Genomic DNA, 26,543 nt, shown 5'->3' on the forward strand with positions numbered 1-26,543 from the left:
ACTACTCCCGATTCGAGGCGCTAAATGTCCTCTAATTTGGCCGATGTCGCCATAGGGTTTGGCGCAAACCCGGCCTAATCTTGGTGGACAACCAGGAAGCGGACTCCCATGGACTTCATACTGCTCGCCGTGCCGTTTTTCTTCGTGCTGATCGCTGTGGAGCTGTTGGCCGACCGCTGGCGCGGGCAGCGCAACTACCGCGTCGCCGACGCCGTGAACAGCCTCAGCACGGGTGTGCTGTCGACCACCACCGGCCTGCTGACCAAAGGCGTCGGTCTGCTCACCTATGCCATCGCCCTCGACCACCTGGCGCTGTTCAAGTTGCCGGCCAATGCCTGGTGGGTCTGGGTGCTGGCCTTCGTCGCCTACGACTTCTGCTATTACTGGCTGCACCGCTTCGGCCACGAACGCAACATCCTCTGGGCCGCGCACTCGGTGCATCACCAGAGCGAGGAGTACAACCTCTCGACCGCACTGCGTCAGACCAGCACCGGCTTCCTGCTGTCGTGGATCTTCTACTTGCCCCTGGCGGTGCTCGGTGTGCCACTGCTGGTGTTCGTCAGCGTCGCGGCCCTCAACCTGCTGTACCAGTTCTGGGTGCATACCCGGCACATTCCCAAGCTGGGCTGGTATGAATGGCTGTTCGTCACGCCGTCCAATCACCGCGTCCACCATGCGCAGAATCCTATCTACATAGATCGCAACTACGGCGGGGTGTTCATTCTCTGGGACCGTCTGTTCGGCACCTTCCTCGAAGAGGACGACAACGAGCCGGTGGTGTTCGGCGTGACCACCGCCCTGGCCAGTTGGAACCCGTTGTGGGCCAACCTGCAGTTCTATGTGCAGCTGTGGGACGATGCGCGTCGGGCCAACAGTGGGTGGGACAAGCTGCGCATCTGGTTCATGCCCACCGGCTGGCGTCCGGCGGATGTCGCGCAGCGTTACCCACAAGCCAAGCAGGACCTGAGTCGCTTCCGCAAGTTCGAGGTGCCCTTGGCCTGGCCGCAGCAGCTGTATGTGGTGGTGCAGTTCGCCGTGTACGTGGCGCTGGGCAGTTACCTGCTCAACCGCGGCGAGCAGTTGCCGGTGGCGGCGCTGGTGCTCGGCTGGGGGCTGATGGCGTTTGGTTTGTTCGTGCTCGGTACGGCGCTGGAGAATCGCCCGTGGGCGCTGCGCCTGGAGCTGTTGCGCCTGGCGCTGAACCTGCCGGCGCTGTGGTTGGCCGGCGTGGTCGGGCTATGGCCGGTCGCCGCCCTGGCCTGGGTCGCGCTCTTGAGTTACAGCCTGCTGAGCCTGATCGGCCTGCGCTTCAGCCGCCTCGCGGCGGGCAATGCGCGCGGCCTTGAAGCGCCGCCGCAGCCAGAGCAGGGCGCCGAGCACCAGCAGGCCGCCGAGCACCCATAGCTCGTACTTCTTCACGTTGCCGAGCAGGCCTTCGAGGATGGCGCCGAAGTGATAGGCTGCCGCTCCGAGGGCCAGCGCCCAGACCGCCGCGCCAATGCCGTTGAGCAGCAGGTAGCGTCGCGGCGGGTAGCCGGACAGGCCGATGGCCACCGGCATCACCGTGCGCAAACCGTAGACGAAACGGAAGCTCAGCACCCAGATGTCCGGGTGGCGGCGGACATGCTCCAGCGCCCGGTCACCCATCAGTTGCCAGCGCGGTTTGCGTGCCAGCAGCTTGCGCCCATGGCGGCGGCCCATGAAGTACCACAGCTGGTCGCCGGCATAACTGCCGAAGAACGCCACCAGCACCACCAGGTTGATGTCCATGTAACCACGGAACGCAAGAAATCCGGCGAGAACCAGGATGGTTTCACCTTCGAAGAATGTGCCTAGAAAAAGGGCAAAGTAGCCAAAATCCTGCAGGAATTGTTGGAGCATTTTCTGGGTGCTGGCGAAATGAACGCGCAGCCTAACCCTTCAGCGCCTTTCGGGAAAGTGTCCAAATGTGTCTCGACGTGAACATTTCCACCGGGGACAATGAATGCGTCCATAAGTCGCAGGCTTGCCCAAGGCTGTCATACGGGCGTCATAATGGCTGCTTATAACTGTCGCGCTCGCCCGCCTGCGCGGGCTCAGGAGTCTGCCGTGAGCTTTACCCCCGCTAACCGTTTGTTTCCTGCCACCCGCCTGCGTCGCAACCGCCGTGACGAATTTTCCCGTCGCCTGGTTCGCGAGTCCGTCCTGACCGTTGATGACCTGATCCTGCCGGTGTTCGTCCTGGACGGTGAGAACCGTCGCGAGGAAGTCGCCTCGATGCCGGGCGTCGAGCGTCTGTCGATCGACCTGCTGCTGGAAGCCGCTGAAGAGTGGGTAAAGCTGGGCATTCCAGCCCTCGCCCTGTTCCCGGTCACCCCCAGCGAGCATAAATCCCTGGACGGTGCCGAAGCCTGGAACCCGGACGGCATCGCTCAACGTGCCACCCGCGCCCTGCGTGACCGTTTCCCGGAGTTGGGGGTGATCACCGACGTCGCCCTCGACCCGTTCACCACCCACGGTCAGGACGGCATCCTTGACGAGGACGGCTACGTTCAGAACGACATCACCGTTGACGCGCTGGTCCGCCAGGCACTGTCGCATGCCGAAGCCGGCGCCCAGGTGGTCGCGCCGTCGGACATGATGGACGGCCGTATCCAGGCCATCCGCGAAGCGCTGGAGCTGGCCGGTCACGTCAACGTGCGCATCATGGCCTACTCGGCCAAGTACGCCAGCGCCTATTACGGCCCGTTCCGCGACGCGGTCGGCTCGGCGCTGAACCTGGGCAAGGCGAACAAGGCCTCGTACCAGATGGACCCGGCCAACAGCAACGAAGCCCTGCACGAAGTGGCCGCCGACCTGGCTGAAGGTGCGGACATGGTGATGGTCAAGCCAGGCATGCCGTACTTGGATATCCTTGCCCGGGTCAAGGACGAGTTCAAGGTGCCGACGTTCGTCTACCAGGTCAGTGGCGAGTACGCCATGCACATGGCCGCCATCCAGAACGGCTGGCTCTCCGAAGGGGTCATCCTGGAGTCGCTCACCGCTTTCAAACGGGCGGGCGCCGATGGCATCCTGACCTATTTCGCTGTTCGCGCCGCACAATTGATGAGAGGGCAGTAACGCCCTTCAGGAACGCTAGATGAGTAACAACGAAGTACTGAACGAAGTTGTGGTCAAGGAAGCTCAGGCGGTGCCGGAGCCGTTGGTTGAAACGCCGCCGGAGTTTGAAGAAGCTCCCGTGCCGGCGGCCCCGGTGGTTGAAGTCGCGCCGGTGCCTGCGGCGCCGGCCATCGCCATCCCTGGCCTGGATGACAGCAGCCTGTACATCCATCGCGAGCTGTCGCAGCTGCAGTTCAACATCCGCGTACTGGAGCAGGCGCTGGACGAGTCGTATCCGTTGCTGGAACGCCTCAAGTTCCTGCTGATCTTTTCCAGCAACCTGGATGAGTTCTTCGAGATTCGTGTAGCGGGCCTGAAAAAGCAGATCACCTTTGCCCGTGAGCAGGCCGGCGCCGACGGCCTGCAACCGCACCAGGCGCTGGCGCGCATCAGCGAACTGGTGCACAGCGAAGTGGAGCGCCAGTACGCGATCCTCAACGACGTGCTGCTGCCGGAGCTGGAGAAACACCAGATCCGTTTCATCCGTCGTCGCCACTGGAACACCAAGCTGAAAACCTGGGTGCGGCGCTTCTTCCGCGACGAAATCGCCCCGATCATCACCCCGATCGGCCTCGACCCGACGCACCCGTTCCCGTTACTGGTGAACAAGAGCCTGAACTTTATCGTCGAGCTGGAAGGTATCGATGCCTTCGGCCGCGACTCGGGTCTGGCGATCATCCCGGCGCCGCGTCTGTTGCCACGGGTCATCAAGGTGCCGGAAGACGTTGGCGGCCCGGGCGACAACTATGTGTTCCTCTCGTCGATGATTCACGCGCACGCCGACGACCTGTTCCAGGGCATGAAGGTAAAAGGCTGCTACCAGTTCCGCCTGACTCGCAACGCCGACCTGGCGCTGGATTCCGAAGACGTCGAAGACCTGGCCCGTGCCTTGCGCGGCGAGCTGTTCTCGCGCCGCTACGGCGATGCGGTGCGCCTGGAGGTGGTCGACACCTGCCCGAAACACCTGTCCGACTATTTGCTCAAGCAGTTCAGCCTGAGCGAGAGCGAGCTGTATCAGGTCAACGGTCCGGTCAACCTGACCCGCCTGTTCAGCATCACCGGCCTGGACAGCCATCCGGAGCTGCAATACACGCCGTTCACCCCGGCGATCCCGAAGCTGTTGCAGAATGCCGAGAACATTTTCAGCGTGGTCAGCAAGCAGGACATCCTGCTGATGCACCCGTTCGAGTCCTTCACCCCGGTGGTCGACCTGCTGCGCCAGGCCGCCAAGGACCCGCATGTGCTGGCCGTGCGCCAGACCCTGTACCGTTCCGGGGCCAACTCGGAAATCGTCGACGCCCTGGTTGATGCGGCGCGTAACGGCAAGGAGGTCACTGCGGTGATCGAGCTGCGTGCGCGCTTCGACGAAGAGTCCAACCTGCAGATGGCCAGCCGTCTGCAAGCGGCCGGGGCGGTGGTGATCTATGGCGTGGTCGGTTTCAAGACCCACGCCAAGATGATGCTGATCCTGCGCCGCGAGGCCGGCGAGATCGTCCGCTACGCGCACCTGGGCACCGGTAACTACCACGCTGGCAACGCCCGTCTGTATACCGACTACAGCCTCCTGACCTCCGACGACGCGCTGTGCGAAGACGTCGGCAAGCTGTTCAGCCAGCTGATCGGCATGGGCAAGACCCTGCGCATGAAAAAGCTCCTGCACGCGCCGTTCACCCTGAAGAAGGGCATGCTCGACATGATTGCGCGCGAAACCCAGTTCGCCCTCGACGGCAAACCGGCGCACATCATTGCCAAGTTCAACTCGCTGACCGATCCGAAGATCATCCGCGCGCTGTACAAGGCCAGCCAGTCCGGCGTGCGTATCGATCTGGTGGTGCGCGGGATGTGCTGCCTGCGGCCGGGCATTCCGGGGGTGTCGCATAACATCCAGGTGCGCTCGATCATCGGGCGCTTCCTGGAGCACACGCGGGCGTTCTACTTCCTCAACGGCGGCGAAGAGCAGATGTTCCTGTCCAGCGCCGACTGGATGGAGCGCAACCTCGACAAGCGCGTCGAGACCTGCTTCCCGGTCGAGGGCAAGAAGCTCATCCTGCGGGTGAAAAAGGAACTGGAAGGGTACCTGAGCGACAACACCCACGCGTGGATCCTGCAGTCGGACGGCCGCTATGTGCGCAGCACGCCGACCGGCAACCAGAACCCGCGTAGCGTGCAAGCCGCCCTGTTGGAGCGGCTGAGCAACCCGGTACTTATCGTACGCTGAGGGTAAAGCCGACCCGGGCCAGCCAGTCGGCTTCCAGGCCGAAATCGGCCTGGGTCAGCTGGTTTTCTTCCAGCCAACCGTCCGGGAACTCCACGTCGAGGCTGTCGTCCTTGGCGTGCAGCTTGACCGTGGGCATCTGCTGGGTGCCACGGATGTGATGGAAGAGGATCGCGAAGCGCAGTAGTACGCACAGGCGAATCAGCTTCACTCCGTCGTCGCCGAACTCGGCGAACTTGTCCTTGGGAATGTTGCGTCGGTGCCCGCGTACCAGCAGGGCCAGCATTTGCTGGTCTTCGCGGGAGAAGCCGGCCAGGTCCGAGTGCTCGATCAGGTAGGCGCCATGCTTGTGGTAATGGTAGTGGGCGATGTCCAGGCCCACTTCATGCACCTTGGCCGCCCAGCCGAGCAGTTCGCGCCAGATCCCGTCGTCCAGCTCCCAGTCCTTGGCCACCTGGTCGAAGGCGTGCAGTGCCTTGCGCTCGACCCGCGCCGCCTGACCCTGATCGACGTGGTAGCGCTCCATCAGCGAGGTGAGGGTACGCTCGCGCACGTCCTCATGGTGATGGCGGCCGAGCAGGTCGTACAGCACGCCTTCGCGCAGGGCGCCGTCGCAGTGGTCCATGCGTTGCAGTTCGAGCGCGTCGAAGATCGCTTCGAGAATCGCCAGACCCGCCGGGAAGATTGCCCGACGGTCCGGTTTGACCCCGTCGAAGTCGATCTTGTCGGTCTCGCCCAGCTTGAACAGCTTGCGCTTGAGCCAGGCCAGGCCCTCGGCGTTGACTTCGCCGCTGCCCATGCCGCCGGCCTTGAGCGCCAGGCCGATGGCGCGGATGGTTCCGGAGGAGCCGATGGCTTCATCCCAGGTCAGGCGGTGCAGGGCGTTCTCGATGCTCATCAGCTCCAGGCGCGCTGCGGTGTAGGCCTGGGCGTAGCGCGCCGGGGTGATCTTGCCGTCGCGGAAATAGCGTTGGGTGAAGCTCACGCAGCCCATCTGCAGGCTTTCGCGCAACAGCGGCTCGAAGCGTTGGCCGATGATGAATTCGGTACTGCCGCCGCCGATGTCGGCGACCAGGCGTTTGCCCGGGGTGTCGGCCAGGGTGTGCGACACGCCGAGGTAGATCAGGCGGGCTTCTTCGCGACCGGAGATCACTTCCACCGGGTGGCCGAGAATATCCTCGGCGCGACGGATGAATTCGCCGCGGTTGCGCGCCTCGCGCAGGGCGTTGGTGCCGACGATGCGCACGGCGCCGGCTGGCATGCCATTGATGAGCTGGGCAAAGCGCTTCAGGCAGTCGAGCCCGCGCTGCATGGAATCTTCGTTGAGCAGGCGGTCTTCGTTGATGCCAGCGGCCAGTTGAACCTTCTCCCCCAAGCGCTCAAGGATGCGGATTTCGCTGTGGTGGGCCTTGGCCACGACCATATGGAAGCTGTTGGAGCCCAGGTCGATGGCTGCAATCAAGGACAGATTCTTGGCTGTTGTTTGCGGCATGGTCAGGAGTTCTCGGTCGATAACCCGGCAATCGTGCCATGATCCTGTGCTCGCGCCAACGCACAGCTTATCAAGGTTTGATATGACGCAGTTTCGGGTGGGAAATATGACTTTTGTGTGACAGTCGATATGCCGCGTCATGCACAACTATAGTTACACTCAATCGTCAGCGGCTTCCTGTCTACGGCGATGGCGGCTATGATGGGCGACGTTTTTTTGCTTACGACCTTGGAGACTTCCATGAGCAGCGATCTTATCAAACACGTCACTGACGCCACCTTCGAGGCCGAAGTACTCAAGGCTGAAGGTCCAGTGCTGGTGGACTACTGGGCTGAATGGTGCGGCCCGTGCAAAATGATCGCGCCAGTCCTGGACGACATCGCCGCTACCTACCAGGGCAAACTGACCGTCGCCAAGCTGAACATCGATGACAACGCTGAAACCCCGGCCAAGCACGGCGTGCGTGGCATCCCGACGCTGATGCTGTTCAAGAACGGCAACGTCGAGGCGACCAAGGTCGGCGCACTGTCCAAATCTCAGCTGGCGGCCTTCCTCGACGCCAACATCTGAGTCGATAAAAGCCCCGCATTTGTCGGGGCTTTTCTCTTTCTGGTGACTAGACGCCAGAAAATGCAGGTGTTACATTCGGCCTCGCACTGTTTCTTTCAGTGCCCCCTGCACGCCGTCGCCGACGCACCCCAATTCGAATTAGTACGCGATCCTGTCGCCTTCTCTGCGGCGCGGCTTCATTAAGCCAGAAGCTTAATTCTCCCTTCTTACATGATTACGTCATTCCCCTTATGAACCTGACTGAACTCAAGCAAAAGCCGATTACCGATCTGCTCGAAATGGCCGAACAGATGGGCATAGAAAATATGGCCCGTTCGCGCAAGCAGGATGTGATTTTCTCCCTGTTGAAAAAGCATGCGAAGAGCGGCGAGGAAATTTCCGGTGACGGCGTGCTGGAGATTCTCCAGGACGGTTTCGGTTTCCTGCGTTCGGCGGATGCGTCGTACCTGGCCGGCCCGGACGACATCTATGTCTCGCCAAGCCAGATCCGTCGCTTCAACCTGCGTACCGGCGACACCATCGTCGGCAAGATCCGCCCGCCAAAAGAAGGCGAGCGTTACTTCGCCCTGCTGAAAGTCGACACCATCAACTTCGACCGGCCGGAAAACGCGAAGAACAAGATTCTGTTCGAAAACCTGACGCCGCTGTTCCCTAACGAGCGCCTGAAGATGGAAGCCGGCAACGGCTCCACCGAAGACCTCACCGGCCGGGTTATCGACCTGTGCGCCCCGATCGGCAAAGGCCAGCGTGGCCTGATCGTTGCACCGCCAAAGGCCGGTAAAACGATCATGCTGCAGAACATCGCGGCGAACATCACCCGTAACAACCCTGAGTGCCACCTGATCGTCCTGCTGATCGACGAGCGCCCGGAAGAAGTCACCGAAATGCAGCGCACCGTGCGTGGCGAAGTGGTTGCTTCCACCTTCGACGAGCCGCCAACCCGCCACGTACAAGTGGCCGAGATGGTGATCGAGAAGGCCAAGCGCCTGGTCGAGCACAAGAAGGACGTGGTCATTCTGCTCGACTCCATCACTCGTCTGGCACGTGCCTACAACACCGTGATCCCGAGCTCCGGCAAGGTGCTCACCGGTGGTGTCGATGCCCACGCCCTGGAGAAGCCGAAGCGTTTCTTCGGTGCTGCGCGTAACATCGAAGAAGGCGGCTCGCTGACCATCATCGCCACCGCGCTGGTTGAAACCGGCTCGAAGATGGACGAAGTGATCTACGAAGAGTTCAAGGGTACCGGTAACATGGAACTGCCCCTGGACCGTCGGATTGCCGAGAAGCGGGTCTTCCCGGCCATCAACATCAACCGTGCGGGCACCCGTCGCGAAGAGCTGCTGACTGCCGACGACGAACTGCAGCGCATGTGGATTCTGCGCAAGCTGCTGCACCCGATGGACGAGATCGCCGCCATCGAGTTCCTGGTCGACAAGCTTAAGCAGACCAAGACCAACGACGAGTTCTTCCTGTCGATGAAGCGTAAGTAAGGTCTCCGCGAGAGATCCCCTGGGGCTGCTGTGCAGCCCATCGCGGGACGAGCCCGCTCCCACAGACGGATAACCTGTGGGAGCGGGCTCGTGCCGCGATGGGTCGCGCAGCGGCCCCAATGCGTTTTGCGGTCTTCAGTTTATTGACGCTACACTTTGCACCCCCCCGACCGATACGGCCAACACGAGGCTCACGCATGCAGTATCGCGATCTGCGCGACTTTATCCGCGGCCTGGAACAGCGCGGCGAACTCAAGCGCATTCAGGTCCCCATCTCTCCCGTTCTGGAAATGACCGAAGTCTGCGACCGCACCTTGCGTGCCAAGGGCCCGGCGTTGCTCTTCGAGAAGCCCACCGGGTTCGACATGCCGGTGCTGGGCAACCTGTTCGGCACCCCGGAGCGGGTGGCCATGGGCATGGGTGCCGAGTCGATCAGCGAACTGCGCGAAATCGGCAAGCTGCTGGCCTTCCTCAAGGAGCCGGAGCCGCCCAAGGGCCTGAAAGACGCCTGGTCGAAGCTGCCGATCTTCAAAAAAGTCATCGCCATGGCGCCCAAGGTGGTCAAGGACGCGCCGTGCCACGAAGTGGTCATCGAGGGCGAGGACGTCGACTTGGCCCAGTTGCCGATCCAGCACTGCTGGCCTGGCGATGTCGCGCCGTTGATCACCTGGGGCCTGACCGTCACCCGTGGGCCGAACAAGGAGCGCCAGAACCTTGGTATCTACCGCCAGCAGGTAATCGGCCGCAACAAGGTGATCATGCGTTGGTTGAGCCATCGTGGCGGCGCGCTGGATTACCGCGAGTGGTGCGACAAGAACCCTGGCCAGCCGTTCCCGGTGGCCGTGGCGCTGGGCGCCGATCCGGCGACCATCCTTGGCGCGGTAACCCCGGTGCCGGACAGCCTCTCCGAGTACGCCTTTGCCGGCCTGCTGCGTGGCAACCGCACCGAGCTGGTGAAATGCCGGGGCAGCGACCTGCAGGTGCCGGCAACGGCCGAGATCATCCTCGAAGGCGTGATTCACCCGGGCGAAATGGCCCCGGAAGGTCCATACGGCGACCACACCGGCTACTACAACGAGGTGGACAGCTTCCCGGTGTTCACCATCGAGCGCATCACCCACCGCACCCAGCCGATCTACCACAGCACCTACACCGGCCGGCCGCCGGATGAGCCGGCGATCCTCGGCGTGGCGCTGAACGAAGTGTTCGTACCGATCCTGCAGAAGCAGTTCCCGGAGATCACCGACTTCTACCTGCCGCCCGAAGGCTGCTCGTACCGCATGGCGGTGGTGACCATCAAGAAGCAGTACCCGGGCCACGCGAAGCGGGTAATGCTCGGTGTCTGGTCGTTTTTACGACAGTTCATGTATACCAAATTCGTTATCGTCACCGACGACGACGTCAACGCCCGCGACTGGAACGACGTGATCTGGGCCATCACCACGCGCATGGACCCCAAGCGCGATACGGTGATGATCGACAACACGCCGATCGACTACCTCGACTTCGCCTCGCCGGTGTCCGGCCTGGGTTCGAAGATGGGGCTGGACGCCACCAACAAGTGGCCGGGCGAGACTACCCGCGAATGGGGCCGTGTCATCGTCAAGGACGAGGCGGTCACCCGGCGTATCGATGAGCTGTGGAACCAGTTGGGAATAGACTAAATGCAGGTAACCTTGCAGCCGTCCGGGGCCGTGTTGGCGGTGGAACCCGGGGAAAGGATCCTGGATGCGGCGCGTCGTCTGGGCTATGACTGTCCGCAGAGCTGCCGCAATGGCAATTGCCATGTCTGTGCGGCGCTGCTGGTGGAGGGCAGTGTGCGCCAGAACGGCGAAGTGCGTGATCATGGCGAACTGTTTACCTGTATCGCCGAACCGCTGGAGGACTGCATTGTGCTCTGGGATGGCGTGCTCGCCCTGGGCGAGTTGCCGGTACGGAAACTGGCCTGCCAGCTGACCGAGTGCCTGGATGTCGGCGGCGACGTCTGGCGTGTGCGTCTGCGCGCGCCGGCTGGCAAACCGCCGCGTTATCATGCGGGCCAGTACCTGATGGTCGAGCGCGACGGCAGCGACAAGGCGGCCTTCTCCCTGGCCTCTGCGCCGCACAGTGGGCGCGATCTCGAGCTGCACGTGCTGGCGCGCGAAGACAGCGCCCGCGCGTTCATCCAACAGTTGCAGGCGAACCGCATGGCGCGGGTCGAGCTGCCGTTCGGCGACACCCACCTGGCCGAGCTGCCAGACGGGCCGCTGGTGTTGATCGCGGCCGGTACCGGTATGGCGCAGATGTACAGCCTGATCGAGCATTGCCGCGCCCAGGGCTTCAAGCACCCTGTGCACCTGTACTGGGGCGTGCGCCGGCCGGAAGATTTCTACCAGCTTGAGCACTGGGACGAGTGGCAACAGTTGCCGAACCTGTTCCTGCACAAGGTGGTCAGCGACCTCTGTGGGTGGGAAGGGCGCTGCGGTCTGCTGCACGAAGCGGTGGCCGAGGACATTGCCGACCTTTCCACCGTGCATGTTTATGCCAGCGGCTCGCCGAGCATGATCTACGCGACCCTCGACGCCCTGGTCGAGAAAGGCATGGACGCACATCAAATGCGCGCCGACGTATTTGCTTATGCCCCTCGCGGCTAACGCTGGGAATAAGGCGCGTTGCACTAACGCGCCGATTTAAATAACCCTTTCGGTGCCTGGCGGTGATAAGTCGGGGCCAATGAAATAATTGTTACCTCGCTGCTGAAAAACCCTCACTACACTTGAAACAGTGATTGCAGAAGCGCGAAATCACTGCAACTGCTGCGCGGTACTGCTTGTTTTTATAGGCTTATCTGCCGTACGGTAATTGCGCGAAACTTGATTAAGCGTAGCGTGAGCTACTTCGGTATTTCACGGGGAATATTGGCGGCGGTTATGTCGGCGATCGAAACAGCGTTAGCGCACAACGCGTACCCTCCAGTGCTCGACTTTGGTCAGCAACTGACTCATGAGCAACTTCTGCATTCGCTAGAGCAAACCATGGCGCACCATCGTGGCGGTCCCGTGTGGCTGTTTGCCTACGGCTCGCTGATCTGGCGCCCGGAATGTTCATCCACCGAACGCCGCCGTGGCCGGGTACACGGCTATCACCGCGGGCTGTACCTGTGGTCGCATGAACACCGCGGCACACCGGAGTGTCCGGGGCTGGTGTTCGGTCTGGACCGTGGCGGTTCGTGCAGCGGCTTTGCCTACAAACTACCGGAAGAATGCCTGCAGGATTCGCTGCTGGCGCTGTGGCGGCGCGAAATGCCTTACCCCGCGTATCGGCCGCACTGGCTGAACTGCCGCCTCGACGATGGCAGCAAGGTCCAGGCCCTGGGCTTTGTGCTGGAGCGGCACTTGCCGTGCTATGCCGGCAACCTGCCGGATAACCTGCTCAGTCACATCCTGGCCAGTGCCAAGGGCCGTTACGGCAGTACCCGCGAGTACGTCGAGCAAACCCTGCAGGCACTGCGCACCCACGCCATGCCCGACCGCAACCTGGAGGCGCGCTTCAAGCGCTGCCACGCGCAATCGCAAGCACAGCAATGAGAATTATTCTCGCTGGCTGAGCTATCATGGTGGCTCAATTTTTCGAGGCGCAGGTTCAGGGATGAAGGGGTTTGCCGGTGTGTTACTGGTGTGCTGCTGCATGGCGCAGGCCGATGACGATTCGATGTATGCCGTGCCACCGAAGCTCGGTTACCCGTTGCCGTTCTTCCTCGCCGGGGTGCAAGGCGATTTGCAGGCCAGGCTGGTGGTGACCGCGCGCGATGGCAAGGTCAGCAAGGTAAGCATTTTGCGCAGCGACGACGAGCTGTTCAGCGATACGGCGCTGGCCTCGGTGCCCGCCTGGCAGTTCAAGCCGATGAAAGTCGCGCGCGATCAGCCGGCGACGCTGCAGAAGGTGCAGGTGCTGCGCTTTCGCATCAAGCCGGATGAGTGGCCCAAGGTGATTTATGGCCAGGCGCAGCAGCTATTGATGACCTGCCAGCAATTCAGCGACGAGATGAAGGCGTTCCGCACGCCGAACGCCGAGCGTGAGCTGTGGCGGTCGAGCAGTGTCGCGCGCAGCGTGGGTTTGTTGGCGCGCACTGGGGATAACCCGGCGACGGCCAGGCAGTTTCGCGAGGCACTGGCCCGGTTCGAGCAGGCGCTGCCGGGGATCGAGCAGGGCTGCCAGAAGAATCCGCGGCAGCGGTATGTGGATGCCTGGCCGGCCGAGTGGCGGGCCAAGGTTGGCAGTGAGTCAGTTAGGACCCCATCGCCGGAAGCGCCCGCTCCCACATAAAGCACACCGGTTGCTCTTCTGTGGAAGCGGGCGCGTCCCGCGATAGAGGCCACGCGATTCACCTGACGGCCACCACCAGCTTGCCCAGCGCCTTGCGCTGCCGCAATTGCTCGATCGCCTCGCCCGCCTTTGCCAGCGGATAAACCTGCGACACTAGCGGCTTCAGCTTGCCTTGCGCATACCAGGCAAACAGCTGCTTGAAGTTGGCCACATTGTCCGCCGGCTGACGCTGGGCAAACGCCCCCCAGAACACCCCGAGCACCGCCGCACCCTTGAGCAGCACCAGGTTCGCCGGCAGCTCCGGGATGCGCCCGCTGGCAAAGCCGATCACCAACAATCGGCCGTTCCAGGCCAGGCCCCGTACCGCCTGATCGAACAGGTCACCACCGACCGGGTCGAAAATCACATCGGCCCCCTGGCCGCCGGTCAGACGCTTGATCTCGTCCTTCAAACTGGCCTGGCTGTAGTCGATCAGCTCATCGGCGCCGGCCGCCCTGGCCACCGCCAGCTTCTCGGCACTGCTGGCGGCGGCGATCACCTTGGCGCCCAGCGCCTTGCCGATCTCCACCGCCGCCAGCCCAACCCCGCCAGACGCACCTAGCACCAGCAAGGTTTCCCCTGGCTTGAGCTGGCCACGCTGGGTCAGCGCATGCATCGAGGTGCCGTAGGTCATACCAAACGCTGCGGCAGTCTGGAAGTCCATCGCATCCGGCACCGGCAGCACGTTGTAGCCCGGCACCGCCACCTGCTCGGCAAAGCTGCCCCAGCCGGTCAGCGCCATGACCCGGTCGCCCACCTTGAACGGCCCGGCTTTTTCGCCCACGCCACGCACCACCCCGGCGGCTTCGCCACCCGGCGAAAACGGCATCGGTGGCTGGAACTGGTATTTGCCCTCGATGATCAGCGTATCCGGGAAGTTCACCCCGGCCGCATGCACCTCCAGCAGGATTTCGTTGTTCTTCGGTGCCGGGCTGGCGACGTCTTCGAGCACCAGGTCGCTGCCCGGGCCATGGGCTTTGCACAACACAGCTTTCATCGGGGCTATTCCTTTGCGAGGTGTGGCCGATAAGTGTAGGTGGGCAAGGTTTCGGGTCAACGAGCATGGCCCGGCCTGATAGGCCGGCATAAGCCCGGGCTTGGGTTTGACCGGTGCGCTGGGTATGCTGGCGCCAACTGTTTGAGGAGCGAATTCGTGAAAGCGTGGATCTTGATGGTACTGGCCCTGATGCTGCCAGCGGCGGCCATGGCCGAAGAAGCCAAGGAAGGGGAACCGAAGGTCTCCTATATCTCCCTGAGTCCGCCCTTCGTCGGCAACTATGCCCTCGACGGCGGCCCGAAACTGCGCGTGTACAAGGCCGACGTGGCCCTGCGGGTCAACAGCGACGCCGACGCGGCGGTGGTCAAACGCCACGAGCCGCTGATCCGCAACCAACTGGTGGCGCTGTTCACCCAGCAAAGCCTGGACGCCATGAGCAACGTCGAAGCCAAGGAAAAACTGCGTCAGGAAGCCCTGAAGCAGGTCCAGCAGGTGCTTGAAGGCGAAGAGGGCAAGCCGGTGGTGGCCGACCTGCTGTTCAACAACCTCATCGTCCAGTAATCACGAGGTCAGGCTGCGGCGGAAACGCGCCAGGGCGATCGCAAAGAACGTCAGGCCGATCGCCGCCAGTGCCAGCAGGTCGGGCCAGACCACGCTGGCGCTGGCATCGCGGAACAGGATCGCTGCACTCAGGCTGACAAAGTGGGTGGACGGCGACAGTTGCATCACCCATTGCAGCCATTGCGGCATGCTGTCCAGCGGGGTGCTGCCGCCCGAGAGCAGCAGCATCGGGATGATCACCGGGATCGCCAGCAAGCCGAACTGCGGCGTCGAGCGCGCCAGTGTGGCGAGGAAAATCCCCAGCGCCGTACTGGCGAACAGGTACAGCGCGGTCACCGCCAGGAACAACGCCAGCGAGCCAGCCAGCGGCACCCCGAGCAACCCCTTCACCACCACCTCCAGCGACACCCAGGTGCACAGCACCACCACCAGCGCGTTGCTGCCGATTTTCGCCAGCATGATTTCCACCGCCGTCAGCGGCAGCACCAGCAGGTGGTCGAGGGTGCCGTGCTCGCGCTCGCGCAGCAGTGCGGTGCCGGTCAGCACAATTGCCAGAATGGTGATGTTGTTGACGATCTGGATCACCGCGAGGAACCAGCCGCCCTCCAGGTTCGGGTTGAACAGCGCGCGTGGTTCGAGCAGCGCCGGGCTTTTGCTGACGGCCGCGCCTTGGTTGGCGTATTCGAGCAGCTCCCGCTCGAAGATCCGCCCGATGTACCCGGCGCCCATGAACGCCTGGCTCATCGCCGTGGCGTCGACGTTTACCTGCAACGCTGGCGAGCGCCCGGCCAGCAGATCGGCCTGGAAATTCAGCGGAATGTTGACGACGAAGGTGTACAGGCCGTTGTCCATGGCGCTGTCGAGCTGGTCGTAAGGCAGCGCCACCGCCGGCTGGAACTCCGGCGGTTGCAGCGCCTCGCCGAGTTTGCGCGAGAGCCGGCTGTGGTCTTCGTCGACCACGGCGACACTGGCGTTGTGCACGCCGATCACCGAGCCGGCCGCCGGCATATAGATCGCCACGCTGAAGGCGTAGAGCAGGAACAGCAGCAACACGCTGTCGTGGCGCAGGCTGGTCAGCTCTTTCAGGCCGAGGCGCAGGGTATGGGCTAAGCGCTGCATGTCAGGCCTCCTGCTTCTTCAACATGGCCAGGCTCAGGCCGGTGAAACCGAGGAAGAACCCCAGCAACGCCAGGCATTGTGGCCACAGCTCACGCAGGCCGAGGGCCTTGGTGAAGGTGCCGACGGCGATATCGAGGAAGTAGCCGGCCGGGAACAGTTGCCCCATCAGTGCCGCCGCGCCGTCCAGCGATGAGCGCGGCACGATCAGCCCGGAAAACTGGATGGTCGGCAGGCTGGTGATGATCATGGTGCCGAGGATCGCCGCGATCTGCGTGCGGGTGAACGCCGAGATCAGCAGACCGAGGCTGGTGGTCGCCAGCAGGTAGAGCGCGCCGCCGCAGGCCAGGGCCACGGCGCTGCCCTTGAACGGTACGCCGAACAGCCAGCGGTTCATCGCCACCAGCAGCGCCAGGTTCACCAGGCTGACGGCCAGGTACGGCGCCTGCTTGCCGAGCAGGAACTCCAGGCGAGTCAGCGGGGTGGCGTAGAAGTTGGTGATCGAGCCCAGCTCCTTTTCGCGAACGATGCCCAGCGCCGTCAGCATCGCGGGGATGAAGGCCAGGATCAGCGCCATCACCCCGGGGCCGATGGCGTTCACACTGATCACGTCCTGGTTGTAGCGAAAGCGCGTTTCCAGCTTCACCGGCGCCTGCCGTGGTTGCGCTGGGCTGGCCAGGGCGGCCAGTCGCTCAAGGTTGGCCTGGTGCACCGCTTCGACGTAGTTGCGGCTGGTTTCGGCGCGGAACGGCATGCCGCCGTCGATCCACGCGGCCACGGTCGGCTGGCGCCCGGCATACAGGTCGCGGCCGAACCCCGGCGGGATCTCCAGGGCCAGCTTGATCTGCGAGCGTTGCAGGCGCTGGTGCAACTGCGTGGCGTCGTGGATCGGCGCCTGTTCGTCGAAGTAGCGCGAACTGCGGAATGCCTCCAGGTAGGCACGGCTTTGCGGGCTCTGGTCCTGGTCGTAGACGGCGAAGGCGAGGTTCTCCACGTCCAGCGAAATGCCGTAGCCGAAGATCACCATCATGAACAGCGCACCGAGCAGGGCAAACGCCAGGCGCACCTTGTCGCGCAACAGTTCCTTGCCTTCGCGGGTGGCCACCGCCAGCAGCCGGGTCAGGCTGAAGCCACGTCGCGGTGGTGGGCTGCTGGAGACGCTGGTGTCGACGGTCGCGGCGGCGGACAGCGGTTCCTGGCTACCCTGTGCCTGTTCAAGGCAGCGCACAAACGCATCTTCGAGGGTGGCACCAGCGAATTGCGCTTGCAGTGCCGCCGGCGTGTCGCAGGCCAGCACCTTGCCTGCGTGCATCAGCGAAATGCGGTCGCAGCGCAGCGCCTCGTTCATGAAGTGGGTGGAGAGGAAGATGGTCACCCCTTGCTCCCGCGACAGCTCGATCAGCAGCCGCCAGAAGTCGTCGCGGGCGGCCGGGTCGACGCCGGAGGTGGGTTCGTCGAGGATCAGCACTTCCGGCCGGTGCAGCACTGCCACCGCCAGCGACAGTCGCTGGCGCAAGCCCAGCGGCAGGCCACCGGACTGCTGCTCGGCAACCTCGCCGAGGTCGAAGCGCGCGATCAGCTCGGCGATACGCGGGGCACTGTCGGCCTTGGCCAGATCGAACAGCCGCGCATGCAGCTCAAGGTTCTGCCGCACGCTCAGTTCGCCGTACAGCGAGAAGCTCTGTGACATGAAGCCGACCCGCTTGCGGGTCGCCAGGTCCTTGGCGTCGACCGGGCGGCCGAGTAGGGTGGCGCTGCCTTCGCTGGCCGGCATCAGCCCGGTCAGTACTTTCATCGTGGTGGTCTTGCCACAGCCATTGGAGCCGAGGAAGCCGAAGATCTCGCCGCGGCCGATGGCGAAGCTGACCTTGTTCACCGCAGTGAAATCGCCGAAGCGCAGGGTCAGTTCGTGGGCCTCGATGGCGATCGGGTTGTCGCCGGTCTGGCGCGGTGGGATCTGCAGCGGCTGCACGCTGTGCCGGCGGTCGCCCTGGAAGTGGGTGAACGCATCGTCGAGCTTGCCGCTGGGGGTGGCTGCCGCCAGCGCGCGGCTGAGCCCGGCGGCAATCAGCCGGCCACGGTCGAGCATCAGGCAGTGTTCGAACTGCTCGGCTTCTTCCATGTAGGCGGTGGCCACCAGCAGGGTCAGTTGTGGACGCTCGCTGCGCACTTGCTCGACCAGCTCCCAGAAACGCCGCCGCGACAGCGGGTCGACGCCGGTGGTGGGTTCGTCGAGGATCAACAGGTCGGGTTCGTGGATCAGGGCACAGCACAGCCCGAGCTTCTGCTTCATGCCGCCGGACAGCTTGCCGGCCGGGCGTTCGGCAAACCGCGCCAGGTCGGTGGCCCGCAGCAACGACTGCATGCGCTGCTCGCACTCGGTACGCGACAGGCCGAACAGGGTGGCGAAAAAGCGGATGTTTTCGCTGATCGACAGTTCCGGGTAGAGGTTGCCACCCAGGCCCTGGGGCATGAAGGCGATGCGCGGGTAGAGGCTGTTGCGGTGGCGGCGCTGGCGGATATCGCCGCCGAGCACTTGCAACTCACCGCGCTGTAGCTGTTTGACTCCGGCAATCAGCCCGAGCAGGCTCGATTTGCCGGCGCCATCCGGGCCGATCAGCCCGCAGCGGGTGCCGGCCGGTAATTCGAAGGCAATCTCCTGCAGGGCTTCGAGGTGGCCGTAGCGATGCCCGACGCCACGGGCCTGCAGCGCCAGAGCGCTCATTGCAGGTTGGCCGGCCAGTCCACGGGGGCGGTGCGCACGAAGCCGGCGCCGGGCATGCCGGGCTTGGCTTGCGGCACCGCGCTGGGGTCGCTCAGACGCAGTTTCACCCGGAACACCAGCTTCTGGCGCTCGTCACGGGTTTCCACCTGCTTGGGGGTGAACTGTGCCTTGGCCGCGACGAACGCCACTTTGGCCGGCAGCGCTTGCTCGGGCAAGGCATCGAGAACGATCCGCGCCTCATCGCCAACGGTCAGCTGGCCGCTGGTGGAGGCGGGCAGGTAGAGGTTCATGTACTGGTCGCTGGGGTCGATCAGCAGCAGCACCCGACCACCGGCACCGAGCACTTCGCCGGGTTCGGCCAGGCGTAGCTGGATCACCCCGTTGATCGGTGCGCGCAGGCTGCTGTCGTCGATCTCGCTGGTGAGCTGGGCCACCTGGGCCTGGGCTGCGCCGATGGCCGCCTTGATCGCGGCCAGTTGGGCGCGGGCGGCGACCACGGCGGAGTTGCTGGTATCGAAGCGCGCCTGCTGCTGGTCGAGCAACTGCTGGCTGGCGTACTTGCGCTGGTTCAGCTCACGGATGCGCTTGAGTTCCTGGCTGGCCAGCAGCTGTTCGCTCTGGCGCAACTGTACGTTGGCCTGGGCCGCCGCATAGTTTTCGCGGGCGCGCAGCACTTCGGCCTCGGCCTGGGCGCGCTGGGCTTCGAGGGTGCGGGTATCGATACGGGCCAGCAATTGGCCCTGAGCGACCTTGTCGCCTTCATTCACCAGCACCTCGGCCAGGCGCCCGGGGATTTTGCTGGCGATCTGCACTTCGGTGGCTTCGAGCCGGCCGTTGCCCTGGTGCAGGCCCTCGGGCAGGCGGTCGTGTAGCGATTTCCAGTAGCCCAGGCCACCGGCCGCCAGGAGTAACGCAATCAGTGCGCCGGCGAAGAGTTTGGGGGTGTGTTGGCTCATCGACATGGTGATCTGCATCCAGCTGCATTAGCGTCAGAGTGTGACGTTTCGCCGACCTTGGCGACTTGATACGCATCAAATGAGCGTCAATCCTAACGCGTTCAGCGCAAAGCGAGAACCGCCGCCCACTGTTCGGCGGTGACCGGCATCACCGACAGGCGGCTGCCTTTCTGTACCAGCGGCATTTCCGCCAACGCCGCTTGCAGCTTTAGGTAGCCCAGCCCGAGCACCTTGCCGAAGGTTTCCACATGGGCCACATCCACGGCGCTCCAGGGGTTCTTCTGCGCGCTGGCCTTGGCGTCGAAGTAGTGGCTTTGCGGGTCGAGCGCGGTCTGGTCGGGGTAGGCTGCCGCGCTGATCCGGGCAATGCCGGCGATACCCGGCTCGGGGCAGCTGGAATGGTAGAAGAAGAACAGGTCGCCGACCGCCATCGCCCGCAGGAAATTGCGTGCCTGATAGTTGCGCACGCCGTCCCAGCGGGCCTCGCCGAGCCTCGCCAGGTCCTGGATCGAGAGCTCGTCGGGTTCGGATTTCATCAGCCAATAGGCCATGGATTCAGCTCCTGCCGGGGTTTGAAATAAGCTGTTGCATGAAACCGACATACGGTTGGCGTCAAGGTTTGCGTGTCGCCGCAGGTTGTCGGAGAATGCGCGGATTTTAAGCTTGACGTTGCTGCACGGCCTATAAGAAAAACCGTTGCTGTCATCGTGATCAGTTTGCCTTAGGGGGGCAATCGATGAAACGCAAACCGGATCTGCTCTGGGTACTCGTCTTTCTGTTCGGTTTGGGTGTAGTCACCACCGGTTACGCGCAGAGCCTGTGGGAACGCAAGCTTGAAACTGCCAACTACGAACTGCCCGTCGCGCCAACCCAGCGTTGAGTGAAGCGGCGTCCCGTTCAGGGCGCCAGGTACCAGCCCCGATCCGACACCGTGCCCTGTAAAGGTACGTCCCAACTGGCCTGTGCCAGCCGTTCGACTTTCTGGCATTCATGTGCCAACCCTAGCAGCCGGGGTTTTTTCCAGGCTTTGCGCCGGCCTTGATAGGCCAGACTGCGGTCATAGAAGCCGCCACCCATGCCCAGCCGTCCACCCACTTCGTCGAAGCCCACCAAGGGCAGCAGAATCAGGTCCAGCGCCCACACCGGCCGCTGTCGGGCCAGGCTCACCCGTGGCTCGGGAATACGGAAGCGGTTCGGGCGCAGCTTTTCGCCTTGCTCGAAGCGCTGGAAGGCCATCTTGGTTTTTGGCCAGGCGTGCAGCACCGGCAGGTAGGTGCGCTTGCCGCGCCGCTGGGCTTCGCGCAGCAGCAGCCGCGGGTCGATCTCGCTGTCGTTGGGCAGGTACAGGGCGATGTGCCGGGCGCGGCGGAATAACGGGTGCTGGGCCAGTTGCCGGTACAGGCCGCGAGCGGCCAGACGTTGTTCGGCCGGACTCAGGGCGCGGCGTGCATCGCGCAATACGCGGCGGAGCTGGGGGCGAGTAAGCGAGGCGGTGTCGGTCATGGCACGGGCGGTCCCATCGGGTTGCTCGCAGAAGGGCAACACAGCACCCACGCGGGGGAACAACAGGCGTGGGCGATCAGAAACAGGCTCCCCGACGAACCGCTGTCGGTGTAGCCCTTGAACCCGAAAGTTCAAGGTGGAGATTGCAGGAGGCGTTAAGGCTTTCCGTCAAGCGGACATGCACACCGGCCCCACGTGCAACCCCCGTGGTTGTGCGTATCGGCTCAGGGACATGACCGACTGGCAAGCACTCCAGGGAGTGGCGCGAGTATACCCGAAACTCAGTTGGTTTTTGAATCGGCATCGTCGGCCAGGGCCGCATCGACACGTTCGAGCAGGTCGCGCACCTGTTCGCGATTGACCCCGGCGCCTTGCACTTCAGGGCGTTCCTGGTTGTGCAGCAGGTCATGGGTGATGTTCAGGGCGGCCATCACGGCGATGCGGTCGGCACCGATCACTTTGCCACTGCTGCGGATTTCGCGCATCTTGCCGTCCAGGTAGCGCGCCGCGCTGACCAGGTTACTGCGCTCCTCGGGTGGACAGATGATCGAGTACTCCTTGTCGAGGATCTGCACAGTGACGCTATTGCTTGAACTCATGAGTCTTGCTCCAGGGCCTTGAGCCGCAAAATCATCGATTCGACCTTACGCCGCGCGACTTCGTTTTTTTCGATGAGGTGGGCGCGTTCCTCGCGCCAGGATTTTTCCTGAGCTTGTAGGAGTGCGTTTTGCCGTTTTAGTTGCTCGACCCGCTCGATCAGCAGCTCGAACCGCCCCATCAGCGCTTGCAGCTCGTTCTCTTGCATTGCTTGCCACTCGACTCGTCTGACTGGTGGTTGCCCTGGCCGTTATGCCTGCGCGCCGGCGCGAGTTGGCTGCGTCGATGGTCTTGGCGCGCCTGCCGGTGCTAGGATACAAGGTCTTCATTCTAGTCATTGCGCCGTCTGGCGCCTAGCTGCCCATGCCCAATACCAATTCGCCGTACACCGCATTCGCCACTTTGCTATCCAGCAATGGCCACCCCGTTTCTCCTGCCGAACTGCACGGGCTGTTGCTCGGGCGCAGCTGTGCGGGCGCCGGCTTCGATACCGAGGGCTGGCTGGCCGATGCGGCGCAGCTGCTGGAGGTCGACCCTTCTGACAATGTTCGTAACGCTTTGATCGGCTTGCAGGAGATGGTCAAGGGCGAACTCACCGGCGACGACATCGCCGTCGTGCTGTTGCTGCCAGGCGACGAACTGCCGCTGGTCGAGCGCGCTGCCGCGCTGGGCCAATGGTGCCAGGGCTTCCTGACCGGCTTCGGGGTGAACTCCGGCGGCCTGACGTTGAGCACCGAGGCCCGCGAAGTGCTCGGCGACCTGGATGCAATTTCGCAGATCCAGGACGCGCTGGAAGAGTCCGAAGACGCCGAAAACGACTATATGGAAGTGATGGAGTACCTGCGCGTCGCACCGCTCTTGCTCTTCACCGAGCTGGCCAAGCCGGCCGCACCTGCCGCCAAGCCTTCCTTGCATTAATGTTGCTCAGGGGTTCCTCGTGCCAATAGCTCACATTCCGAAAGCGGAGTACGCCCGGCGTCGCAAGGCGCTGATGGCGCAGATGGAACCCAACAGCATCGCCATCCTGCCCGCCGCCGCGGTGGCCATCCGCAACCGCGACGTCGAGCACGTGTACCGCCAGGACAGCGACTTCCAGTACCTCAGCGGCTTCCCCGAGCCCGAGGCGGTGATTGCCCTGATCCCCGGCCGCGAGCACGGCGAGTACGTATTGTTCTGCCGCGAGCGCAACCCCGAGCGCGAGCTCTGGGATGGCCTGCGCGCCGGCCAGGAAGGCGCCATCCGCGACTTCGGTGCCGACGACGCCTTCCCTATCACCGATATCGACGACATCCTCCCTGGCCTGATCGAAGGCCGCGACCGGGTGTATTCGGCCATGGGCAGCAACCCCGAGTTCGATCGCCACCTGATGGAATGGATCAACGTGATCCGTTCCAAGGCGCGCCTGGGCGCCCAGCCACCGAACGAATTCGTTGCCCTGGATCATCTGTTGCACGACATGCGCCTGTATAAATCGGCGGCGGAAGTGAAGGTGATGCGCGAGGCCGCGGCGATTTCTGCGCAGGCCCACGTGCGGGCGATGCAAGCCTGCCGCGCCGGCCTGCATGAATACAGCCTGGAAGCCGAGCTCGACTACACGTTCCGCAAGGGTGGGGCACGGATGCCGGCGTATGGCTCGATTGTCGCCGCCGGGCGCAATGGCTGCATCCTGCATTACCAGGAGAACAACGCCCCGCTCAAGGACGGCGACCTGGTGCTGATCGACGCTGGTTGCGAGATCGACTGCTATGCCAGTGATATCACCCGCACCTTCCCGGTCAGCGGGCGGTTTTCGCCAGAGCAGAAGGCGATCTACGAACTGGTGCTCAAGGCGCAGGAAGCGGCATTTGCCGTGATCGCCCCGGGCAAGCACTGGAACCACGCCCATGAGGCCACCGTGCAGGTGATCACCGAAGGGCTGGTGGAGCTTGGCCTGCTCAAGGGCGACGTTGGCGAACTGATTGAAACCGAGGCCTACCGTGCCTTCTATATGCACCGCGCCGGACACTGGCTGGGCATGGATGTGCACGATGTCGGCGAGTACAAGGTTGGCGGTCAATGGCGGGTGCTCGAAGTGGGCATGGCGCTGACCGTCGAGCCGGGCATCTACATTGCGCCGGACAACCCGAACGTCGCGAAGAAATGGCGCGGCATAGGCGTACGCATCGAGGATGACGTGGTGGTGACCAAACACGGTTGTGAAATCCTGACCAACGGCGTGCCGAAAACGGTCGCCGACATCGAGGCCCTGATGGCCGCTGCGCGTAGCGAAGCCGCATGAACCGGGTCAACCTTGCAATCATTGGCGGCGGCCTGGTCGGCGCGAGCCTGGCCCTGGCGCTGCAGGCCGGGGCCAAGGCGCGCGGCTGGAACATCCTGCTGATCGAACCCTTCGCGCCCGGCGACAGTTTCCAGCCCAGCTACGATGCGCGTTCCTCGGCGCTGTCGTTCGGCACCCGGCAGATCTACGAACGCCTCGGCCTGTGGCAGGCGATCAGCCGTCGCGCGGAGCCGATCCGGCAGATCCAGGTGTCCGACCGCGGCCGCTTCGGCGCGACGCGCCTGGATGCGATCCAGGAAGGCGTGCCGGCGCTGGGTTATGTGGTCGAGAATGCCTGGCTCGGGCAATGCCTGTGGCAGGGCCTGGACGCTGACGTGGTCAGCTGGCGCTGCCCGGCGGAAGTCACCGCCATGCAGGTGCTCGAAGACGGTTACCGGCTGGCCCTGAACGACGACACCAGCATCGAGTGCGACCTCGCCGTGCTCGCCGATGGCGGCCGTTCCGGGCTGCGCGAACAGCTGGGCATTCACGTGCGCGAGCGGCCGTACAACCAGAGCGCGCTGATCGCCAACATCACCCCGAGCGAAGCGCATTGCGGGCAGGCGTTCGAGCGCTTCACCGACGATGGCCCGATGGCCCTGCTGCCGCTGCCGGAAAACCGCTGCGCGCTGGTCTGGACCCGCGTCGGGATGGACGCTAAGCGCCTCGCCGCGCTGGACGAGCGTAGCTTCCTGGCGGAATTGCAGGGCGTGTTCGGTTACCGGCTGGGTGCCTTGCGTCAGGTCGGCGCGCGGCACCTGTATCCGCTGGCCCTGGTGGAAGCGCAGGAGCAGGTCCGTCCGCACCTGGTGGTGCTCGGCAATGCCGCGCACAGCCTGCATCCGATTGCCGGGCAGGGCTTCAACCTGTCGCTGCGCGATGTGCAGTCGCTGGCCGATGCGTTGCTCGCCGGGCCACAGCAGCCAGGCGACTTCGCCACCCTGCAGGGCTACCGCGAACGCCAGCGCCTGGACCAGGAACTGACGGTCGGCTTCTCCGACCAGGTCACCCGGCTGTTCGGCACCGCGCAGCCCTTGCTGGCTACCGGGCGTAACCTCGGTCTGCTCGGTCTTGACCTGCTGCCGCCGGCCAAGCGCTGGTTTGCCCGTCAGGCCATGGGCTTGGGCACCCGCCCGGACCTGCAGGGCAAGGCATGAGCCCTTTTTCCCTTCATCGGCGGCCACGGCCGCCCGCGATACAGGCGTAAAGCATGGAAATGCGCGCAGATCTGTTGATTGTCGGTGCCGGTATGGTCGGCAGCGCCCTGGCGTTGGCCTTGCAGCACAGCGGCCTGGAAATTCTCCTGCTCGACGGCAGCCCGTTGACGGTCAAGCCGTTCGACGCCCAGGCGCCATTCGAACCGCGGGTCAGCGCCTTGTCGGCGGCCAGCCAGCGAATCCTCGAACGCCTCGGCGCCTGGCCGGGCATGCACGCGCGGCGGGTTAGCGCTTACTCCGACATGCACGTGTGGGATGGCAGCGGCACCGGGCAGATCCACTTCTCGGCGGCCAGCGTGCATGCCGACGTGCTCGGCCATATCGTCGAGAACCGTGTGGTTCAGGACGGCCTGCTGGAACGCCTGCACGACAGCGAAATCGGCTTGCTGGCCAACGCCCGTCTGGAGCAGATGCGCCGCTCCGGCGACGACTGGCTGCTGACCCTGGCCGACGGCCGCACCCTGCGCGCGCCGCTGGTGATTGCCGCCGATGGGGCCAATTCCGCAGTACGCCGGCTGACTGGCTGCGAAACCCGTGAGTGGGATTACCTGCATCACGCCATCGTTACCAGTGTGCGCTGCGCTGCGCCGCACCAGGCCACGGCCTGGCAACGCTTCACCGACGACGGCCCGCTGGCCTTCCTGCCACTGGCGCGCGACGGCGGCCAGGACTGGTGCTCGATTGTCTGGTCGACCACCCCGGAACAGGCCGAGCGGCTCATGGCGTTGGACGACAGCGCATTCTGCGCAGCGCTGGAACGGGCGTTCGAAGGCCGCCTGGGCGCGGTGCTCGAAGCCGACCCGCGGCTCTGCGTGCCGCTGCGCCAGCGTCATGCCAAGCGCTACGTGGCCGAAGGCCTGGCGCTGATCGGCGATGCGGCGCACACCATTCACCCGCTGGCCGGGCAGGGCGTCAACCTGGGGTTCCTCGATGCTGCGGTGCTGGCCGAAGAGCTGCTGCACGCCTACGAGCGCGGCGAACGCCTGGCCGATGTGCGGGTGCTGAGCCGTTACGAGCGCCGGCGGATGCCGCACAACCTGGCGCTGATGGCCGCGATGGAAGGCTTCGAGCGACTGTTCCAGGCCGATCCGCTGCCCCTGCGCTGGCTGCGCAACAGCGGCCTGAAGTGGGTTGAGCAACTGCCGGAAGCCAAGGCGTTGTTCGTTCGCCAGGCTTTGGGCTTGAGCGGCGATCTACCGGCGCTGGCGCGCGCCTGAGGGCGCTGCAACATCTGGTAATTGTTCCGCTGGGAGTTTGGTTGAGCGCGCAAATGGCATTCACTACCATTTGCACCTCACTTGCATA

Annotated in this window: 24 protein-coding genes, 1 other RNA gene and 1 pseudogene; 15 read left to right on the forward strand and 11 right to left on the reverse strand. The window is 64.0% G+C overall.

What is annotated here, in order from left to right:
• Positions 1 to 108: 108 nt before the first annotated feature.
• Positions 109 to 735 (forward strand): annotated as a pseudogene (locus DCO48_RS22980) (sterol desaturase family protein); the annotation flags it as partial.
• A gap of 501 nt (positions 736 to 1,236) precedes the next feature.
• Here DCO48_RS22980 and DCO48_RS12705 read toward each other — a convergent pair.
• Complete coding sequence (locus DCO48_RS12705) at positions 1,237 to 1,881, reverse strand: DedA family protein (RefSeq protein ID WP_165840767.1); 645 nt, start codon at positions 1,879 to 1,881, stop codon at positions 1,237 to 1,239.
• Between the two features lie 207 nt (positions 1,882 to 2,088).
• On the opposite strand from DCO48_RS12705, the gene hemB reads away from it, so the two are divergent.
• Entirely contained in the window at positions 2,089 to 3,099 is a 1,011-nt protein-coding gene (gene hemB / locus DCO48_RS12710; protein ID WP_116550956.1) for a porphobilinogen synthase, read from the forward strand.
• 19 nt (positions 3,100 to 3,118) lie between these two features.
• Complete coding sequence (ppk1, locus tag DCO48_RS12715; protein ID WP_116550957.1) at positions 3,119 to 5,356, forward strand: polyphosphate kinase 1; 2,238 nt, start codon at positions 3,119 to 3,121, stop codon at positions 5,354 to 5,356.
• Here ppk1 and ppx read toward each other — a convergent pair.
• Positions 5,343 to 6,845: an exopolyphosphatase gene (gene ppx / locus DCO48_RS12720; RefSeq protein ID WP_116550958.1), complete on the reverse strand. Its 1,503-nt coding sequence runs from the start codon at positions 6,843 to 6,845 to the stop codon at positions 5,343 to 5,345. The genes ppk1 and ppx overlap by 14 nt on opposite strands.
• 240 nt (positions 6,846 to 7,085) lie before the next feature.
• Here ppx and trxA point away from each other — a divergent pair, with 240 nt between their 5' ends.
• From trxA to DCO48_RS12750, 6 genes are all read left to right on the forward strand, one after another.
• A complete protein-coding gene (trxA, locus tag DCO48_RS12725) occupies positions 7,086 to 7,415 on the forward strand; it encodes a thioredoxin TrxA (protein ID WP_116550959.1) in 330 nt (109 codons plus the stop codon).
• A gap of 230 nt (positions 7,416 to 7,645) precedes the next feature.
• A complete protein-coding gene (gene rho, locus DCO48_RS12730; RefSeq protein WP_116550960.1) occupies positions 7,646 to 8,905 on the forward strand; it encodes a transcription termination factor Rho in 1,260 nt (419 codons plus the stop codon).
• A 197-nt stretch (positions 8,906 to 9,102) separates the two neighbouring features.
• The gene (gene ubiD, locus DCO48_RS12735; protein WP_116550961.1) at positions 9,103 to 10,569 is read left to right on the forward strand and encodes a 4-hydroxy-3-polyprenylbenzoate decarboxylase; all 1,467 of its coding nucleotides are present in this window, start codon (positions 9,103 to 9,105) and stop codon (positions 10,567 to 10,569) included.
• On the forward strand, positions 10,570 to 11,538 hold the full coding sequence (locus tag DCO48_RS12740; RefSeq protein ID WP_116550962.1) for a CDP-6-deoxy-delta-3,4-glucoseen reductase: 969 nt from the start codon (positions 10,570 to 10,572) through the stop codon (positions 11,536 to 11,538).
• A 276-nt stretch (positions 11,539 to 11,814) separates the two neighbouring features.
• Positions 11,815 to 12,471 carry a gamma-glutamylcyclotransferase gene (locus DCO48_RS12745; protein WP_116550963.1) on the forward strand — a complete coding sequence of 219 codons (657 nt, stop codon included), beginning with the start codon at positions 11,815 to 11,817 and terminating at the stop codon, positions 12,469 to 12,471.
• Between the two features lie 100 nt (positions 12,472 to 12,571).
• Positions 12,572 to 13,210 (forward strand): energy transducer TonB, encoded by a 639-nt coding sequence (locus DCO48_RS12750; RefSeq protein WP_165840768.1) that lies wholly within the window; start codon positions 12,572 to 12,574, stop codon positions 13,208 to 13,210.
• A gap of 58 nt (positions 13,211 to 13,268) precedes the next feature.
• On the opposite strand, the gene DCO48_RS12755 is transcribed toward DCO48_RS12750, so the two are convergent.
• Complete coding sequence (locus DCO48_RS12755; protein WP_116550965.1) at positions 13,269 to 14,246, reverse strand: NADPH:quinone oxidoreductase family protein; 978 nt, start codon at positions 14,244 to 14,246, stop codon at positions 13,269 to 13,271.
• Positions 14,247 to 14,402: 156 nt separating this feature from the next.
• Here DCO48_RS12755 and DCO48_RS12760 point away from each other — a divergent pair, with 156 nt between their 5' ends.
• Positions 14,403 to 14,807, forward strand: a complete 405-nt coding sequence (locus tag DCO48_RS12760; RefSeq protein ID WP_116550966.1) for a flagellar basal body-associated protein FliL — start codon at positions 14,403 to 14,405, stop codon at positions 14,805 to 14,807.
• Here DCO48_RS12760 and DCO48_RS12765 read toward each other — a convergent pair whose 3' ends face one another.
• From DCO48_RS12765 to DCO48_RS12780, 4 genes are all read right to left on the reverse strand, one after another.
• The gene (locus DCO48_RS12765; protein ID WP_116550967.1) at positions 14,808 to 15,926 is read right to left on the reverse strand and encodes an ABC transporter permease; all 1,119 of its coding nucleotides are present in this window, start codon (positions 15,924 to 15,926) and stop codon (positions 14,808 to 14,810) included.
• A gap of 1 nt (position 15,927) precedes the next feature.
• Complete coding sequence (gene rbbA, locus DCO48_RS12770; protein ID WP_116550968.1) at positions 15,928 to 18,648, reverse strand: ribosome-associated ATPase/putative transporter RbbA; 2,721 nt, start codon at positions 18,646 to 18,648, stop codon at positions 15,928 to 15,930.
• Positions 18,645 to 19,610, reverse strand: coding sequence for an HlyD family secretion protein (locus DCO48_RS12775; protein ID WP_371919504.1), 966 nt, complete (start codon positions 19,608 to 19,610; stop codon positions 18,645 to 18,647). Before DCO48_RS12775 ends, rbbA begins: the two co-directional genes overlap by 4 nt.
• Before the next feature lie 95 nt (positions 19,611 to 19,705).
• Positions 19,706 to 20,155, reverse strand: a complete 450-nt coding sequence (locus tag DCO48_RS12780) for an EVE domain-containing protein (RefSeq protein ID WP_116550969.1) — start codon at positions 20,153 to 20,155, stop codon at positions 19,706 to 19,708.
• A 185-nt stretch (positions 20,156 to 20,340) separates the two neighbouring features.
• Between DCO48_RS12780 and DCO48_RS22730 the strand changes: the two genes are divergently transcribed.
• On the forward strand, positions 20,341 to 20,484 hold the full coding sequence (locus tag DCO48_RS22730; RefSeq protein WP_165840769.1) for a hypothetical protein: 144 nt from the start codon (positions 20,341 to 20,343) through the stop codon (positions 20,482 to 20,484).
• A 17-nt stretch (positions 20,485 to 20,501) separates the two neighbouring features.
• On the opposite strand, the gene DCO48_RS12785 is transcribed toward DCO48_RS22730, so the two are convergent.
• The 4 genes from DCO48_RS12785 to DCO48_RS12800 form a co-directional block, all read right to left on the reverse strand.
• A complete protein-coding gene (locus tag DCO48_RS12785; RefSeq protein ID WP_116550970.1) occupies positions 20,502 to 21,107 on the reverse strand; it encodes a 5-formyltetrahydrofolate cyclo-ligase in 606 nt (201 codons plus the stop codon).
• A gap of 84 nt (positions 21,108 to 21,191) precedes the next feature.
• Positions 21,192 to 21,369: non-coding RNA, 6S RNA (ssrS, locus tag DCO48_RS12790), on the reverse strand.
• Between the two features lie 19 nt (positions 21,370 to 21,388).
• Positions 21,389 to 21,706, reverse strand: a complete 318-nt coding sequence (locus DCO48_RS12795) for a cell division protein ZapA (RefSeq protein ID WP_116550971.1) — start codon at positions 21,704 to 21,706, stop codon at positions 21,389 to 21,391.
• Entirely contained in the window at positions 21,703 to 21,912 is a 210-nt protein-coding gene (locus tag DCO48_RS12800; RefSeq protein ID WP_116550972.1) for a TIGR02449 family protein, read from the reverse strand. The genes DCO48_RS12795 and DCO48_RS12800 overlap by 4 nt, the downstream gene beginning before the upstream one ends.
• 155 nt (positions 21,913 to 22,067) lie before the next feature.
• On the opposite strand from DCO48_RS12800, the gene DCO48_RS12805 reads away from it, so the two are divergent.
• Genes DCO48_RS12805 through DCO48_RS12820 form a run of 4 tightly spaced genes read left to right on the forward strand, consistent with a single transcriptional unit; the run spans position 22,068 to position 26,455 of the window.
• Positions 22,068 to 22,622, forward strand: coding sequence for a YecA family protein (locus tag DCO48_RS12805; RefSeq protein WP_116550973.1), 555 nt, complete (start codon positions 22,068 to 22,070; stop codon positions 22,620 to 22,622).
• 25 nt (positions 22,623 to 22,647) lie between these two features.
• A complete protein-coding gene (gene pepP, locus DCO48_RS12810; RefSeq protein ID WP_116550994.1) occupies positions 22,648 to 23,982 on the forward strand; it encodes a Xaa-Pro aminopeptidase in 1,335 nt (444 codons plus the stop codon).
• The gene (gene ubiH, locus DCO48_RS12815; RefSeq protein ID WP_116550974.1) at positions 23,979 to 25,178 is read left to right on the forward strand and encodes a 2-octaprenyl-6-methoxyphenyl hydroxylase; all 1,200 of its coding nucleotides are present in this window, start codon (positions 23,979 to 23,981) and stop codon (positions 25,176 to 25,178) included. The genes pepP and ubiH overlap by 4 nt, the downstream gene beginning before the upstream one ends.
• 59 nt (positions 25,179 to 25,237) lie before the next feature.
• Positions 25,238 to 26,455 (forward strand): 2-octaprenyl-3-methyl-6-methoxy-1,4-benzoquinol hydroxylase, encoded by a 1,218-nt coding sequence (locus DCO48_RS12820; RefSeq protein WP_177410613.1) that lies wholly within the window; start codon positions 25,238 to 25,240, stop codon positions 26,453 to 26,455.
• Positions 26,456 to 26,543 lie beyond the last annotated feature (88 nt).

The organism is Pseudomonas sp. SDI (genome assembly GCF_003105155.1).
In the GTDB taxonomy this organism is placed as follows: Bacteria; Pseudomonadota; Gammaproteobacteria; order Pseudomonadales; family Pseudomonadaceae; genus Aquipseudomonas.

Coding starts and splice junctions, on each gene's coding strand:
- DCO48_RS22730 (WP_165840769.1), top strand. CDS start 20,341: ATGAAACGCAAACCGGATCTGCTCTGGGTACTCGTCTTTCTGTTCGGT.
- ppx (WP_116550958.1), bottom strand. CDS start 6,845: ATGCCGCAAACAACAGCCAAGAATCTGTCCTTGATTGCAGCCATCGAC.
- DCO48_RS12755 (WP_116550965.1), bottom strand. CDS start 14,246: ATGAAAGCTGTGTTGTGCAAAGCCCATGGCCCGGGCAGCGACCTGGTG.
- DCO48_RS12805 (WP_116550973.1), top strand. CDS start 22,068: ATGCCCAATACCAATTCGCCGTACACCGCATTCGCCACTTTGCTATCC.
- DCO48_RS12785 (WP_116550970.1), bottom strand. CDS start 21,107: ATGACCGACACCGCCTCGCTTACTCGCCCCCAGCTCCGCCGCGTATTG.
- DCO48_RS12740 (WP_116550962.1), top strand. CDS start 10,570: ATGCAGGTAACCTTGCAGCCGTCCGGGGCCGTGTTGGCGGTGGAACCC.
- DCO48_RS12795 (WP_116550971.1), bottom strand. CDS start 21,706: ATGAGTTCAAGCAATAGCGTCACTGTGCAGATCCTCGACAAGGAGTAC.
- DCO48_RS12765 (WP_116550967.1), bottom strand. CDS start 15,926: ATGCAGCGCTTAGCCCATACCCTGCGCCTCGGCCTGAAAGAGCTGACC.
- ubiD (WP_116550961.1), top strand. CDS start 9,103: ATGCAGTATCGCGATCTGCGCGACTTTATCCGCGGCCTGGAACAGCGC.
- DCO48_RS12775 (WP_371919504.1), bottom strand. CDS start 19,610: ATGTCGATGAGCCAACACACCCCCAAACTCTTCGCCGGCGCACTGATT.
- DCO48_RS12800 (WP_116550972.1), bottom strand. CDS start 21,912: ATGCAAGAGAACGAGCTGCAAGCGCTGATGGGGCGGTTCGAGCTGCTG.
- ubiH (WP_116550974.1), top strand. CDS start 23,979: ATGAACCGGGTCAACCTTGCAATCATTGGCGGCGGCCTGGTCGGCGCG.
- DCO48_RS12705 (WP_165840767.1), bottom strand. CDS start 1,881: ATGCTCCAACAATTCCTGCAGGATTTTGGCTACTTTGCCCTTTTTCTA.
- DCO48_RS12750 (WP_165840768.1), top strand. CDS start 12,572: ATGGCGCAGGCCGATGACGATTCGATGTATGCCGTGCCACCGAAGCTC.
- trxA (WP_116550959.1), top strand. CDS start 7,086: ATGAGCAGCGATCTTATCAAACACGTCACTGACGCCACCTTCGAGGCC.
- DCO48_RS12820 (WP_177410613.1), top strand. CDS start 25,238: ATGCGCGCAGATCTGTTGATTGTCGGTGCCGGTATGGTCGGCAGCGCC.
- DCO48_RS12780 (WP_116550969.1), bottom strand. CDS start 20,155: ATGGCCTATTGGCTGATGAAATCCGAACCCGACGAGCTCTCGATCCAG.
- DCO48_RS12745 (WP_116550963.1), top strand. CDS start 11,815: ATGTCGGCGATCGAAACAGCGTTAGCGCACAACGCGTACCCTCCAGTG.
- rbbA (WP_116550968.1), bottom strand. CDS start 18,648: ATGAGCGCTCTGGCGCTGCAGGCCCGTGGCGTCGGGCATCGCTACGGC.
- ppk1 (WP_116550957.1), top strand. CDS start 3,119: ATGAGTAACAACGAAGTACTGAACGAAGTTGTGGTCAAGGAAGCTCAG.
- rho (WP_116550960.1), top strand. CDS start 7,646: ATGAACCTGACTGAACTCAAGCAAAAGCCGATTACCGATCTGCTCGAA.